This is a genomic window from Vibrio coralliilyticus (assembly GCF_024449095.1).
Classification (GTDB): Bacteria; Pseudomonadota; Gammaproteobacteria; order Enterobacterales; family Vibrionaceae; genus Vibrio; species Vibrio coralliilyticus_A.
Map to the genome: position 1 here is coordinate 816,911 of NZ_CP024627.1, position 13,027 is coordinate 829,937.

At 45.6% G+C, this 13,027-nt stretch carries 16 protein-coding genes; 7 read left to right on the forward strand and 9 right to left on the reverse strand.

Annotated elements, in window-relative coordinates:
• Positions 1–66: 66 nt before the first annotated feature.
• Complete coding sequence (locus CTT30_RS03710; RefSeq protein ID WP_252036069.1) at positions 67–2,337, reverse strand: tetratricopeptide repeat protein; 2,271 nt, start codon at positions 2,335–2,337, stop codon at positions 67–69.
• Between the two features lie 15 nt (positions 2,338–2,352).
• Positions 2,353–3,198 (reverse strand): NADPH-dependent 7-cyano-7-deazaguanine reductase QueF, encoded by an 846-nt coding sequence (gene queF / locus CTT30_RS03715; RefSeq protein WP_252036070.1) that lies wholly within the window; start codon positions 3,196–3,198, stop codon positions 2,353–2,355.
• Positions 3,199–3,287: 89 nt separating this feature from the next.
• Between queF and syd the strand changes: the two genes are divergently transcribed.
• Positions 3,288–3,833 carry a SecY-interacting protein gene (syd, locus tag CTT30_RS03720; protein ID WP_252036596.1) on the forward strand — a complete coding sequence of 182 codons (546 nt, stop codon included), beginning with the start codon at positions 3,288–3,290 and terminating at the stop codon, positions 3,831–3,833.
• 2 nt (positions 3,834–3,835) lie between these two features.
• On the forward strand, positions 3,836–4,612 hold the full coding sequence (locus CTT30_RS03725) for a Zn-ribbon-containing protein (protein ID WP_252036071.1): 777 nt from the start codon (positions 3,836–3,838) through the stop codon (positions 4,610–4,612).
• 26 nt (positions 4,613–4,638) lie between these two features.
• Here the strand turns inward: CTT30_RS03725 and CTT30_RS03730 are convergent, their stop codons facing one another.
• The 4 genes from CTT30_RS03730 to CTT30_RS03745 are packed head-to-tail and all read right to left on the reverse strand — an operon-like array spanning position 4,639 to position 6,996.
• Positions 4,639–4,812, reverse strand: coding sequence for a DUF2897 family protein (locus tag CTT30_RS03730; RefSeq protein ID WP_252036072.1), 174 nt, complete (start codon positions 4,810–4,812; stop codon positions 4,639–4,641).
• Positions 4,812–5,495 (reverse strand): M15 family metallopeptidase, encoded by a 684-nt coding sequence (locus tag CTT30_RS03735; RefSeq protein ID WP_252036597.1) that lies wholly within the window; start codon positions 5,493–5,495, stop codon positions 4,812–4,814. The genes CTT30_RS03730 and CTT30_RS03735 overlap by 1 nt, the downstream gene beginning before the upstream one ends.
• A gap of 2 nt (positions 5,496–5,497) precedes the next feature.
• A complete protein-coding gene (gene dapE / locus CTT30_RS03740; RefSeq protein ID WP_252036073.1) occupies positions 5,498–6,631 on the reverse strand; it encodes a succinyl-diaminopimelate desuccinylase in 1,134 nt (377 codons plus the stop codon).
• A gap of 17 nt (positions 6,632–6,648) precedes the next feature.
• Positions 6,649–6,996, reverse strand: a complete 348-nt coding sequence (locus tag CTT30_RS03745; RefSeq protein ID WP_239867512.1) for an ArsC family reductase — start codon at positions 6,994–6,996, stop codon at positions 6,649–6,651.
• A gap of 213 nt (positions 6,997–7,209) precedes the next feature.
• Between CTT30_RS03745 and CTT30_RS03750 the strand changes: the two genes are divergently transcribed.
• Positions 7,210–7,497: a winged helix-turn-helix domain-containing protein gene (locus CTT30_RS03750; RefSeq protein ID WP_239837592.1), complete on the forward strand. Its 288-nt coding sequence runs from the start codon at positions 7,210–7,212 to the stop codon at positions 7,495–7,497.
• Here the strand turns inward: CTT30_RS03750 and CTT30_RS03755 are convergent.
• Both CTT30_RS03755 and CTT30_RS03760 read right to left on the reverse strand, forming a co-directional pair.
• The gene (locus CTT30_RS03755; protein ID WP_252036074.1) at positions 7,494–7,847 is read right to left on the reverse strand and encodes a DUF4156 domain-containing protein; all 354 of its coding nucleotides are present in this window, start codon (positions 7,845–7,847) and stop codon (positions 7,494–7,496) included. The genes CTT30_RS03750 and CTT30_RS03755 overlap by 4 nt on opposite strands.
• On the reverse strand, positions 7,831–8,175 hold the full coding sequence (locus CTT30_RS03760) for a DUF2956 domain-containing protein (protein WP_252036075.1): 345 nt from the start codon (positions 8,173–8,175) through the stop codon (positions 7,831–7,833). The genes CTT30_RS03755 and CTT30_RS03760 overlap by 17 nt, the downstream gene beginning before the upstream one ends.
• A gap of 94 nt (positions 8,176–8,269) precedes the next feature.
• Between CTT30_RS03760 and CTT30_RS03765 the strand changes: the two genes are divergently transcribed.
• Entirely contained in the window at positions 8,270–8,800 is a 531-nt protein-coding gene (locus CTT30_RS03765; RefSeq protein WP_252036076.1) for a TPR domain-containing protein, read from the forward strand.
• A 68-nt stretch (positions 8,801–8,868) separates the two neighbouring features.
• Here CTT30_RS03765 and nrfA read toward each other — a convergent pair whose 3' ends face one another.
• Positions 8,869–10,257 carry an ammonia-forming nitrite reductase cytochrome c552 subunit gene (gene nrfA / locus CTT30_RS03770; protein WP_239868538.1) on the reverse strand — a complete coding sequence of 463 codons (1,389 nt, stop codon included), beginning with the start codon at positions 10,255–10,257 and terminating at the stop codon, positions 8,869–8,871.
• Positions 10,258–10,772: 515 nt separating this feature from the next.
• Here nrfA and nrfB point away from each other — a divergent pair.
• From nrfB to nrfD, 3 genes are read left to right on the forward strand one after another with little or no spacing between them, the layout of a single operon-like run.
• Complete coding sequence (nrfB, locus tag CTT30_RS03775) at positions 10,773–11,366, forward strand: cytochrome c nitrite reductase pentaheme subunit (RefSeq protein ID WP_252036077.1); 594 nt, start codon at positions 10,773–10,775, stop codon at positions 11,364–11,366.
• Positions 11,366–12,055 carry a cytochrome c nitrite reductase Fe-S protein gene (nrfC, locus tag CTT30_RS03780; RefSeq protein ID WP_252036078.1) on the forward strand — a complete coding sequence of 230 codons (690 nt, stop codon included), beginning with the start codon at positions 11,366–11,368 and terminating at the stop codon, positions 12,053–12,055. The genes nrfB and nrfC overlap by 1 nt, the downstream gene beginning before the upstream one ends.
• Positions 12,055–13,026 carry a cytochrome c nitrite reductase subunit NrfD gene (nrfD, locus tag CTT30_RS03785; protein ID WP_252036598.1) on the forward strand — a complete coding sequence of 324 codons (972 nt, stop codon included), beginning with the start codon at positions 12,055–12,057 and terminating at the stop codon, positions 13,024–13,026. The genes nrfC and nrfD overlap by 1 nt, the downstream gene beginning before the upstream one ends.
• The last annotated feature ends 1 nt before the right edge of the window (position 13,027 follow it).

Here is a 13,027-nt window from a genome sequence, read left to right on the forward strand (position 1 = left end):
TTAATCAAACGATAATAACAAATAAAATTACCGCGTCACGCTCAATCCGAGCTGTTTGAGTAGCTTTTACTCATCTTTTAATAATTTTTTGATGCTCTCCTCATTCTTGTAAGAAGAGTGCACTTTTATCAATCCCTGACTGATGGAATGCTTACATGCTTTACGTATATTTCCTGTTGCCAGGCTGGCTGCAGGCGCGTTCTCTATCGCTTTCAAATACACCCACTGGCTAGAGTGTTCTTTCATACTTAAAGTGCGGGCGGCACTGGTCGACATCAGTAAAATGTCCAGTAGTTCTTTATCATTGATGGCGGTATAAGCACGTGGCAAAAATGGGTAATCAGCCATACCCATACGAATAATATTATTGAGGGCATACTTTTGAGCAAATTCATCCACCCAGTTCTGCACCTTTTCAAATACTTGTTCTGGCTGGGCAGTATTGTCACTATTGGGCTCGATGTAAAGTAAGTTTGCATCGGAGAAATGATATATCCTTGCCGGGCGCTGGACCTTTTCTTGGAGGAACTGACCGAGGGCTTTCTCAAGCTTGAGCCCATCTGCATAGCCATGTTGCAAATACATATTGCGCAGAAAAGGGATGTCTACCATGACAAAGCGCAGTCGATCATTTAGGGGTTCATGGATCAGTTCGCCGACATGCCATTTCTCAAACTTATGGCTACTGGCCTCCAATGAGGCAGGCAGCTTAGCATTGAGCATGCGAAGGTTTTTCAGCCCTGAACGGGAGTGTGTGTAGAGATTGTCGTTGAGTTCATCTATCTCCTCTTTTTGCACACTCATGATGTGACCGCGGCGCAGTAAAAAGATAAATAACAGCGCGCAGGTGACAAATAGCGTAAAGGAAATTTTTTGGAACTTACGATATTCGTTTTCAGTTTGTTCCAGTTTTTCTTTCTGCTCCACGAGGTGAAGTGTCTGTTCAACCACATCTTTCTGTTGTCTAAAATCATCCTCGTTGATCAACGCCAGTTCCTGTTGTTCAATGTTGGACAACGCGTTGTATTGCTGGAGGTATGTTAATGCCGCTTTGTAGTTGCCAAGTAGTTCGTTACCAATATTAAGCATCTGATAGGCATGCTTCTGAATCGAAAGGTCTTCGATTTCAATCGCAATGTTCAAAGCTTTCGTGGCTTTTGTGACCACTTCTTTCGGGTGCCTTTGGTGGGAAGCCAGCCCCGCTTCTAACAATAGAGCTTGTGCTTTAAGTTTGGGAATATCGACATAGGTCAGCAGCTCCTCGGCACGCTCAAGGTATTGCTCTGCAAGGGGAAAATTTACTAATTGTAAATAGGTGGCGGCAAGCGCTAAACGGATGTCGATGACGTTATCTATGTTGTTCTGGATACGTTCATGATCGATAGCGTTGAAGTAGTGTACTAAAGCGAGGTTATATTTGCCTTGATGATAGTAAATGTCACCCATACGTTTGAGAATTGGAGGCAAAATAGGCGAATTTTCATAATTGTCGTAGAAGTCTGCAGCCTGTGAGAAATGATCGGTGGCTTTATCTAATACGCGTCGTTCATAGAACAATTGCCCTAAAAGGCGGTTAACTTCTGCGAGTTGTATGCCTGAGGTATCTTCAATTGCGCTCCAATAACTGGTTAGTAATTCAGAAAGGGCTTTGTTGTACAGTTTGTGGGTAAGGAAGTGTTTACCCAAAGCAATGTGATAAGCGATCACCGTATGCTTGTTATTGGACTGCTCAATATAAGGGATCACACCCTTGTATAACCGATTCGCAAGTTCTATCTCTCCTTCCGCTGATGCAATATCAGCTTTCAGCATAATGAGCTGGTAATGGAGTCCCTTGGCCAGTTGTTCTGGATTTTGGATAGCATCAAATGCTTGTTCAACCTCAGTGATATTTTTTCTCGCCGTTTCCGCATCTCCGTCTATCTTCCAGCGCAAGCGGATTTCGAGTAATTGTAAATCAAGGCTTAAGTAGGGGAGTAGGTAAGTGGTGGTTAGCGCTTGAGCTTCGTTGAGGTATTTCAGTGCAGCATCAGGGTTACCTAAGTTGAATTCTGCACGGGCAAGAATTTTCAGTGCGTCAATAGTACCACCAGGTGTTCTGACCCGACTGTCGGAATCATCCCGAGAAATGGCGGACGGGCTCTGCTCGGTTTGGTTAGTCAGCTTGCGCTGGGCGAGATAATTAGTTGCAAGTTGCTTGGATTGCTTAGGTACGATATCCACCAGAGAGCTGGCTTCATTAAGCATGGCTGATGAATAGACAGTAGAAGCCATCACCTGAGATGACAGTAATAAAATCAATAATCCAAACAAACGTTCCCAGCGCAAAATCTGCATCCTTAAATGTAATCCTTATTGGCGAGCCATACGTTGGTTATGAGTTGGCTGCGCTTGTTCCGTTGAGCGGTAAGGGTTGATATCCAGACCACCACGTCGTGTGTAACGAGCGTAGACGGTTAGCTTTTCTGGCTGACAGTATTTCATTATGTCAGTGAAGATACGCTCAACGCACTGTTCATGGAACTCGTTGTGTTCACGGAATGACACTAGGTAGCGTAACAGAGCTTCACGATTGATTTTTTGACCCTGATACTGAATCTCAACGCTTCCCCAATCTGGCTGGTTGGTGATCAGACAGTTGGATTTGAGAAGGTGGCTATGCAGACTTTCCGAGACGTGTTCTTGTTCAACCGAACCTTCTAGCAAGCTGGTATCAAACTCGTAGCTCTCAATCTCAATATCCTGATCATCAATGCAGTCGCCGTCCATTGTCACGATCACGCTGTCGGTATAGTCGACGACAGAACGAATAGTGACTGAAACCTCTTCACCAGCACAGTGGGAGAGATCCTTTGCTAATGCTTGTTCAACCTGATCCCATGAACTAAAGCGGGTTTGGTTAAAGCTGTTGAGATACAATTTAAAAGACTTGGATTCAATCAAGTTGGTACTGGTCGCTGGGATCGATACTTCGCCAATTGCGACTTGGGGTAAGCCTTTTTCATTAAGCCAAGACAGCTCATACAGAGTCCAGATATCGCAGCCTTGAAATGGTAGAGCATTACCTAGATTAAGATCATCGCGATTTAAGCTACGAGGTACAGGTTGAAGTAATGAAGCGTCGTATTGGTTGGCGTATTCGGTTTTTTGACCGAGCGTTAATCCCGCCAGTTCCTTTGCGTCAGAATATTTGCTCATACTTTGCATAGATTTGGATTAGAATGGCGAGAATTTTACGCAATCCTGTCGTTAAAAGCGAACATTCGAAGACTCAATTGGAGAATCTAATGGCTGAAATTGCCTTGCAAGCGCTGCGCTCGTTCAGTGAAAAGTACCGTCAGAGCTGTCTTGACACCCATGGACATTTGCCAAGAAGCGAAGAGCTGGTGGATCTCGTGTCACCTTGCGTTGAAGCAAAGCAGACTGACTATGTTGAATGGCAGGCAGATGAGCGTGAGCATCCAGCGGATTTCACTAATGTTGAAAACGGTATCGAACTGACACTCCATCAAGACATTAAAACCTTCTATGGTTCGCAGTACAGTGCGGATATGGAGGCGACTTGGAACGGCAATGAACTGACGCTACTTCAGGTATGGAGTGATGAAGATTTTGTTCGTTTGCAGGAAAACATTCTTGGCCACCTTGTCACTCAGCGTCGTCTGAAACTGAAGCCAACGGTTTTCATCGCAGCAACTGATGCGGAATTGGACGTGATTTCCATTTGTAATCTGACAGGCAACGTTATTCTCGAACGTTTGGGTACTGATAAGCGTGATGTGCTTGCCGAGAATGTAGCGGAGTTTTTGGCTAACCTAGAGCCTGCGGTATAACCATGTACGTTGTTGAATTACAGTTTGAGTGTTTTGATAACACCACAATTTCTGCTGTCGATAAAGCGATTAATGGCCTGATGGATGCGTTGCGTTATAACGGTCAGGTACTTGGGCGTGAGTTCCCTATCGTGATGGGGGAAGGGGAGTTTTTTGTTCGAGTAGTGTGCCCTGAGCAGGAAAGTTTGCACCCTAAATACCATTCGGATTTTGTTAATGTTTGCATCGAACGTTTGGCAGAAGCGTGCTTACTGGCACCTAAGGCTCGTTTACTTGGACGAGATTTGAATTCAGAGCAAGCGGCAGAAGAAACAACACCTGAGTGGCAGGTGCTCTACACCACTTATGTGCATACCTGCTCGCCTTTGCGCAGTGGTGAAAGTTTACTGCCAATCCCTCTTTATCGTAATGGCCCGACACTCAATGGCGACCATAAAGCGGTCATCAAATGGCAGACTGAGTGGCAGGCGTGCGATGAAATCCAGATGGCTGGTGCTTGCCGAGCAGAGCATGCGGCACTACATGAAATTTGTGATGCCGACAGTGTCCTTTTCAAGCGTGGCTGGGATTTACGTGGTCGGATCGAATATGTGACGGATATTCCGACCTATTACTATCAGTACCGAGTCGGTGGCAAAAGTCTGAAAGATGAAAAACAGCGTAAATGCCCTAAGTGCGGCGGAGAGTGGTTATTGGATGAGCCACTGCATGACATTTTCCACTTTAAGTGCGATGAATGCCGAATTGTCTCCAATATTTCTTGGGATCACATCAAATAGCGCATCTTAAATAAACAAGACCCGTATTATTGCGGGTCTTTTTTTCCTTTTTGCTCAGTGGGCTCTTTGTCCTGCGAGCGAGTTTTTTTGTCCGTTTGTCCAAACTTCATTTTGGCTGTGTATTTCAGCGCGGCAATATTACCTATGATGACACTCAAGACGATAAAGATGATCACCCAAGGGTTGGTGAGTAGTTCCATTAATCCACCTCATTGGAGATATTGGTGATAAATTGATTGTAGATCGTTTCGAGATTCGACAACACCACTTCCTCACCCAGTATACCGCTGTTTATCAGCTCTATTTGAAGTGTCTCCAGACTAAGCTGAGATAAACAAGACGATGCGGTTGCGCCATGACTAATGTGCCATGGCTCTGCTGCGACACCGCCCTGATATCTTGCATATGGAAAGAAGAATCCAAATTCAGTCAGCGACTCTTTGAGCCAACGGTAAAACTCTGCCTGATGGCCCGTTAAGTATTCCCAAGGCTCAAGCTGCAACTGGATATCTTGAGGTAGACTGCTGCGATCAAATACATCGAAGTCACATCCCCAATGATGGCGACTGGCACCCGGTAGTGCAGACCAACGTAAGATAGCCATAATCTTTTCTGAATCAGAAAGTCTTTGGCTATCTAGAGGTTGGCTGTTTTGATCAAGAATGGCTGTTTGACCAGCCATCTTTCTGTTCCAGATGGCTTTCTGGCGCTCAAAATCGCGGAACCCGCTGGCAATATTGAGATTGAAACCTGCCTGAACCGCTGCCTGTCGCAAAGCCTGTAAATCGCTTTCGACATTAGGGTGAACGGCGAAAACCTTATGACCAAACATAGTGTCAGTCAGGTGAGTCGAAACTTTGCCAGTCAGCTGCTCAGGGGTTATGTTCACGCCAGAAGATTCTCCAGTGTTTTCTGATACATCTTGGTCAGCTTTTCAAGGTCGTCCACTTTCACGCACTCGTTCACTTTATGGATAGTTGCGTTAACCGGGCCTAACTCCACTACCTGACCACCCATACGGGCGATAAAGCGGCCATCGGAGGTACCTCCAGTGGTGAGTAGAGCCGGTTTGGTTTGATTAACGGTATCAACGGCGTCAACCACAGCGTCGAGAAGTGCGCCAGTATCTGTCAGGAATGGGTCGCCGTTGAAGGTCCATTTAAGCTCGTAGTCTAAGTCGTGCTTATCGAGAGTGTCAGTGACGCGCTTAACGATCATGTTGTTGTTAAGCTCGGTGCTGAAACGCAGGTTAAACTGAACATTGAACTCACCCGGGATCACGTTAGATGCACCGGTTCCTGCATGCACATTCGGGATCTGGAAACTGGTTGGTGGGAAGTAGTCATTGCCCTTATCCCATTCAGTGGAAGCCAGTTCATGAATGGCGAGGAGCGATTGATGCACTGGGTTTTTCGCCAAGTGCGGGTAAGCGACGTGTCCTTGGATGCCTTTAACAGTTAAGTCTCCGGTGATGGAACCACGGCGACCATTTTTGACCACATCGCCCACTATTTCTGTACTGGAGGGCTCACCGACGATACACATGTCGATGTTTTCGCCGCGCGCCATTAGGGTTTCGACAACACGGACTGTGCCATTGATGAACGGGCCTTCTTCGTCTGAAGTAATCAGAAAGCCAATTGAACCTTTGTGGTCAGGGTTTTCGGCAATGAACTGCTCAACAGCAACAATCATGCTAGCGAGAGAGCCTTTCATGTCGGCGGCTCCGCGACCGTGTAGGTAGCCGTCAACCATAGTTGGTTCGAATGGAGGCGTATCCCATAGCTCGACATTACCCGCTGGCACGACATCAGTGTGGCCGGCAAACGCAAACAGCGGTGCTTCTGTGCCACGACGTGCCCAGAAATTTGTGGTGTCTTCAAACACCATCACTTCAATTTCAAATCCTAAAGCTTTCAGGCGTTCAATCATCACATCCTGACAACCTGCATCCACAGGTGTTACCGATTGGCGGCTAATTAAGTCTTTTGCAAGTGCCAAAGTAGGGCTGTCTGTCATCCTTGAATTCCTTTTGCTTAAGAGAAAATGGCTGAGTATTGATCGGCTTTAAAGCCAAGATGGTAGTCATCACCAGAGACTAAAATTGGGCGTTTGATCATTGCCGGTTGCTCTACCAGCAGATCAATGGCGTTGGTTTCGTTCAGACTGTCTTTCTGTTCCTGAGTTAGCTGACGAAAAGTTGTGCCGCGTTTGTTAAGCACATTTTCCCAGCCTAGTTGCTGGCAAAATGTTTCAACCATTTGCTTATCAACGCCCTGTTTACGGTAATCATGGAATTGGAACTCCACGCCTTCTGCTTCCAGCCATTTTTTAGCCTTTTTGATGGTGTCGCAGTTCGGAATTCCGTACATGGTGATTGTCATAGTTAAACCTTTGAGAGTGACTTATATAAAGTTATTAGAAGCTTTTTGGCATCCTAGCAGGAACTGTAATCAGAGACAAAAGTGTCTCAGATATATTTCATCTAACAAAAAAAATGTGTTTCAAAAGTTGAGGATCGATGAGTTATTGATCAAACGCAACACACCGCATAGCAAAACAGAAATAATGACTCTAGAAATTTATAGGAGGTATCAATGGAATTGAGTCCTGTTTTTGCAAGACGCTTATATTTGGCATTACTGGTTCAAAACCTCGAACGACCAAACGTGCCCAAACTGATCGAGAAAACGGGCTGGCCTCGCCGGACGATTCAAGATGTCATCAAAGCATTGCCTGGTATTGGTATTGAACTGATGTTCATCCAAGATGGTCGTCGGCACAACGATGGTTATTATCAATTATCGGACTGGGGGCCTTTTGACAGCCAATGGGTATTAGACAGAGAGGCTGATATTGCTGCCAGCCTAGGATTCAGTGCTTAATCTTCGCCAGCGCAGTCATACGCGCTGCCCAGTAAAGTAAATGATGTCGTGAAGTCCTGTGGTGACACGACATAAACGGTATTCGCGCCCAACTGTCTGGCGCGATTTTTTATCTGATTAACCGCTCCCTGAACCATGACATCATTAGGGTAGAACAGGTAGGTGTACCAGTGACCTTCACTGCCAGTTAGATCGCCCTGCCACTGACAGTTCGCGGGATTGAAACTGCTGTCCATTCTGATCTGGACGTTGCTGGCATCCTTATTGAGTTGAGAGATTGGGGCTGTGCAGCCTGCGAGTAAAGTAATCGACAGAGCGATGAAGCACAGCTGGCTAAATGTGAGTGACATAAATAATAAAACCAATCCAACTGAGGGCTAATAATGCCCATGGTAGCATATTGGTTTTTGGTTGCGCTTCTACCGTTGTCACTGTTTCGGCTTCTGGCTGGACGATAGCAGAGTGTTGAGCTTGCTTGGCTTTTTGTGCTTTTTTCTTGGCTTTATCCGCTTGGCGAGCTTTATCTTTGTGCTGCTTTTTGTACAGAGCGATGCCTTTTTCGATTCCCTGAGCAATCAATTTAGTCTGTTCTTTAGTTTGGCCTGGCTTTTGTGTCGCTTTGGCGATTTTCATCGCTTCTTGTTGTGTTTCCTGAGAAGGAACGACTTTGTTTTTCATGAAGGTTATTACCGCGAGATCAAAGATAGTCTTATCTTAACACGATATAATTCCGCCTATCATCGAAGATATTCCTTTGTAGGGGAGCGGATAAATGAAACGTATCTTGGTGAGCAGCTTAGCTCTATCACTCCCAGTATTTTTATGGCTACGGGGTGAAGCGCCAATAGCTCAACAATCTGTGCTTTCAACTCAAACTCATGATGCGTGGATGCAAGATATCCAGAATCAGCTTAAGCAGGATCCCAATCAGGCTGAGTTATGGTTTCAACTAGGACACGGTTATCTGAATGAACAGGACTTCTCCTCGGCACTCACTTGTTTCGATTATGCGATTCGCCTAAGCCCGGAAGGTAGTGCTAATCAATTTGCCGCAAAGGCGACCGCGCTTTACTTCGAACGCTCCCAGCGTATGACTGAAGAGGTGAAGCATTTACTGGCAAAGGCGCTGGAGTTGGATGCCCGTAATGTGACGGCTTTGACCTTGATCGCTAATGATCATTTTATTAGCTTTCGCTATCAAGAGGCAATTGACACATGGACACAGTTACTCGATTCACAGCGTCAAGATTTAGATCGAGTGGCGATTATTCATTCGTTGAACCAAGCAAAATCGATGTTGTAGCTGCTTTGGCAGGCTTTCAATTAAAAAAACCTCCCAACTCGGGAGGTTTTTTGTTGGTTTCTTCTATCTTAGTAGGTCGCCTCTTCACGTTTTTGTGCGGATTCTTCCCATTCAGGGACGACTGTTTTTAGGAAGTGCTGTTTGTCGCTGTTCATTTTGTCCATGTCCATACCAAGTGCTTGCTGAGCTTTGGCTTTGGTGGAAATGTCGGGTAACTCGACAGGCTCAGTGATGCCTTTGGTGGCGAGTAAACGAGCCAGTTTAGTTCGTGCATCAGCTGCGCGATCGACGGCTGTACCTAGTACTTCTAGTGCAACTTCTGGTGCATGCATGTGAACACCATGGGAGGCAATCGCGTAGTCCCAGCGCCATTGCGCATGGCGAATATCTTGCAGTATGTCCTTCATCTCTTCTTCGGTTGCACCTGCCTTCCATGCTTCACCTGCTTCAAAATGGGCGGCAACGATTTGTTTTTCAGCCGTCAGTTTCATATTGAGGACTTGCGCTTTGCGTGAAGAGACGATGTTTTTCAATTGATCTTTGCTTTGTGTATGGCAATTGGCACAGGTGTCTTCAAAACGATCAAATGGATTGCCGACTTTATGATCTGTGTAAACAGTACCGTCTTCCTTGGTGACCTTAGGCATGTGGCAGTCGACACAAGCGACTTTGTTCTTACCATGAATACCTGCTCGCCAAGTTTCGTAGCCAGGGTGCTGCGCTTTCAGCATCGGAGCTTTCGACACTTTATGTGTCCAGTCCTTAAAGCCTAATGCATCATAGTATTCTTCCATCGCGGTGACGCTAGTGCCTTTATCCCACGGGAATTTGACCGACTTTTTCGGCCCAGTGAAGTAATACTCGACGTGACATTGTGCGCAGACCGACGCTTGCTGGTCGAGGCGAGATTGCTCTTCAAAGGGCTTGTCGATAGCTTGGAAAGCGCGCTCAACATAGGGTTTAGTTAATTTCAAAGCAGGTTGACCATTTTTGAAGGCGTCACTACGAGTATCATGACAGTCGGCACAGCCAATGGGGTTAACAATTTGGTCGCCAAGTCGTGCCCACTTGCCTTCAAAATAGCCGTCTTCCCCCCGCTCGTCGATGACCCGCCCGACATCTGGGCTCTTACAACTCCAACAAGCCATAGGCATTGGGCCCGATTTTTCATCACTGGGCGCACCCGTTCTTAGAGTTTGGCGGACGTCATCCACGGCATAAAAGTGACCACGAGCTTTATTGTAGTCTTTAGCGAAGCCGTAGCCTGCCCACATGATGACCATATTAGGATCTTCTGCGAGAGCATCTTCAATATGATCGCTTTCAGAGGTTTCTTTCCAAGATTGGTACTGATCAGGGTGATGTTGTTCATAGGCCTGATTTCGTGGATCGATCAGTTCTTTTTCATCAGATGCAGCAAAACCATGAGTACTGGCTAAGGTTCCTGCCAATATCATTATTGCTGCAGCAGATTTTGGTATCCAGTGCAATTTCTTCACAGTGTTATCTCCATAATTCTGTTTATTAGCAGCGTTGTGAACAGGCTAATTCCAAATTAAGAATCGGAGAACTGAAATAAATTGTAATAAAAGGAAATATTTCTAAAACGCACGAATCGCTTTTTATTGCCTTAGATCAATTTAGAGCAGTGATCTGAGTCAAAGTTGATTTTTAATAACCCTAAAGGGGTAGTTCAGTGCTGCGTTTTAGGTAATGAAATTCATTATCATCAATGGGTTATGCTACTTAACCGTACTTATAATAGGGTGATAAGGATCGAGTTTTAGTGTAAAAAAGCTACTACTAAAGAGTAGGGAGAGTAGACTATTACTGATAGCGTTGTGGCTTATCCAAAATAAGAATTGATCTCATTTAGTGGTTTTTAAAAATACCACTGAAGGGCATTAGTTTTGACCAGACTGTGTATTTTAAGTGTGGCTTAAAATCTGTTCTGGAATAAGGAAAGGATAAAATGGGCAATATAAAGTTGGCCATAGTCATAATGCTGAAAACTCTTCTTGCATTCTACCTCTATGGTTATTCTCTTCATGCTATTGCTGCTGATTCTTCTGCCCCCAGTGCTGAAGAAGCTTCAACTCGTCATGAAGTTACGCTTATCCGTGATAAAGATTACAAATGTATTCAATGTCATAAGGATTCCAAGGAATCACTTCTGCAATCCCATGGTGAAAATGCCCATGAGATTCTCGGTCGTGAAGTGAATTGTACGAACTGTCACAGTACCATCGGTCCTGATCACCGCGAAGGTGCACCGCAAGTGATTAAATTCTCATCAGCCCAATCTCAACCGGGTACAGAGAAGGTGTATCTCGATCCTGATGCTATTTTGAAGGCAAACAGTCAGTGTACTGACTGTCATAAGCCGAAGTACCTACGAGAGGATAGCTGGACGCATGATGTGCATGCAAAAAATCTGACTTGTTCTAACTGTCATGATGTTCATGCCAACAAGGCGAAAGTGCTTAGCTTGGATCGCAAGCAGACAATCAAGTTGTGCGTTGATTGTCACTCAGACTTTAACCAGTTGAAAGAGGAGCAAGAATAATGAGTTGTTCTAGACGAAGCTTTTTAACTGGTGCTGGTGCTCTGATTATGACCACTGGCGTCGCTGGGACTGCAATGATTGGCAGTCGAAAAACACTGGCAAATGTCGAGCAGGTAGATAACAAACTCTATGGCATGGTGCACGACGAGACTGCATGTATAGGCTGTACCGCGTGTACAGAAGCTTGCCGGGAAGTTAACAAGGTTCCGGAAGGGGTCTCTAGACTGGAAATCATTCGTAGTGAACCGCAGGGAGAGTTTCCTGATGTAGATTATCGCTTCACTCGTAAGTCCTGCCAGCATTGTGAAAACCCACCTTGTGTGTACGTTTGCCCTACGGGGGCCGCATATAAAGATGAGCAAACTGGCATTGTTGATGTGCATAAAGAAAAGTGTGTTGGTTGTGGTTACTGCCTTGCGGCTTGTCCATACCAAGTGCGCTTCTTCAACCCCGAAGATCATTCGGCTGACAAGTGCAATTTCTGTCGAGATACCAATCTTGCCGAGGGCAAGTTACCTGCCTGTGTAGAATCTTGTCCGACCAAAGCCTTGGTGTTTGGCGACCTCAATGATCCGCAGAGTCAAATCAATCAAGTGTTAAGTAACCATGTGGTCTATCGCGATAAAGCGCACTTAGGTACCAAGCCTAAGTTGTACAAAATCCCACACAACAAAGGGGAGGTTTCATGATGAACGGTATTGAAACGGCTTTCCATTTCGATTCATTGGTCTGGGACTGGATTATCGCCATTTACTTGTTTCTTGCGGGTATGTCTGCTGGGGCTGTGATGATTGGCCTGTATCTCAAACGCCGCGTAATAGAAGGCGACCCCGCCAATAATGGCATCCTTAAAGCCGTCGCTTGGTTGGCTCCCTTTGGCATTATTGCTGGTTTGACCATATTGATTTTCCACCTCACCAAACCTTTGTCATTCTGGAAGATTATGATCTACTTCAATCCATCTTCAGTCATGTCGATGGGGGTGATTCTCTTCCAAGTTTATATGGCGGTCTTATTCGTTTGGATTGGTGTGATTTTCCGCCACCAGATCATACAGTTCTGTGAAGGTAAGCTTCCGGGTGGTCTATTGGACTGGGTTGATGGCGTGTTGATCAAAATCGGTAAGATGAATAACCCTGTTGAGTTGTTCCTCGGTGTGCTTGCTTTATTACTCGCGGCCTATACCGGTTTTTTACTCTCAGCCCTTAAAACATACCCGATGCTAAACAATCCGGTTTTACCAATCCTCTTTCTCTTCTCTAGCCTTTCTTCAGGTGCTGCGGCTTGCTTACTGTTTGGCATTCTAGTATTTAAAGAATCGCCGCACAGTCCGAGTGTCAGTTGGGTACATGGATTTGAACGTCCGGTTGTGTTATTCGAACTGTTTGTTTTGGTGACCTTTTTCACGGGGTTGATATTCAGCGGCGGTCAGAATGAAGTGGCGGCTTGGAATGCCATCGGGGGAGGATTTTGGTCCAACTGGTTCTGGTTTGGTGTGGTGTTGATAGGAATGCTATTACCGCTGACATTGAATGCGGTTACCCCAACAGAAGTGCGCCATAATGGTGGCTACATCTTTATTGTGACCACTCTGAGCTTGGTTGGGGTATTGATGCTGCGGACTTTCATTCTCTATGCCGGCCAGATGACGGTTGTATAGT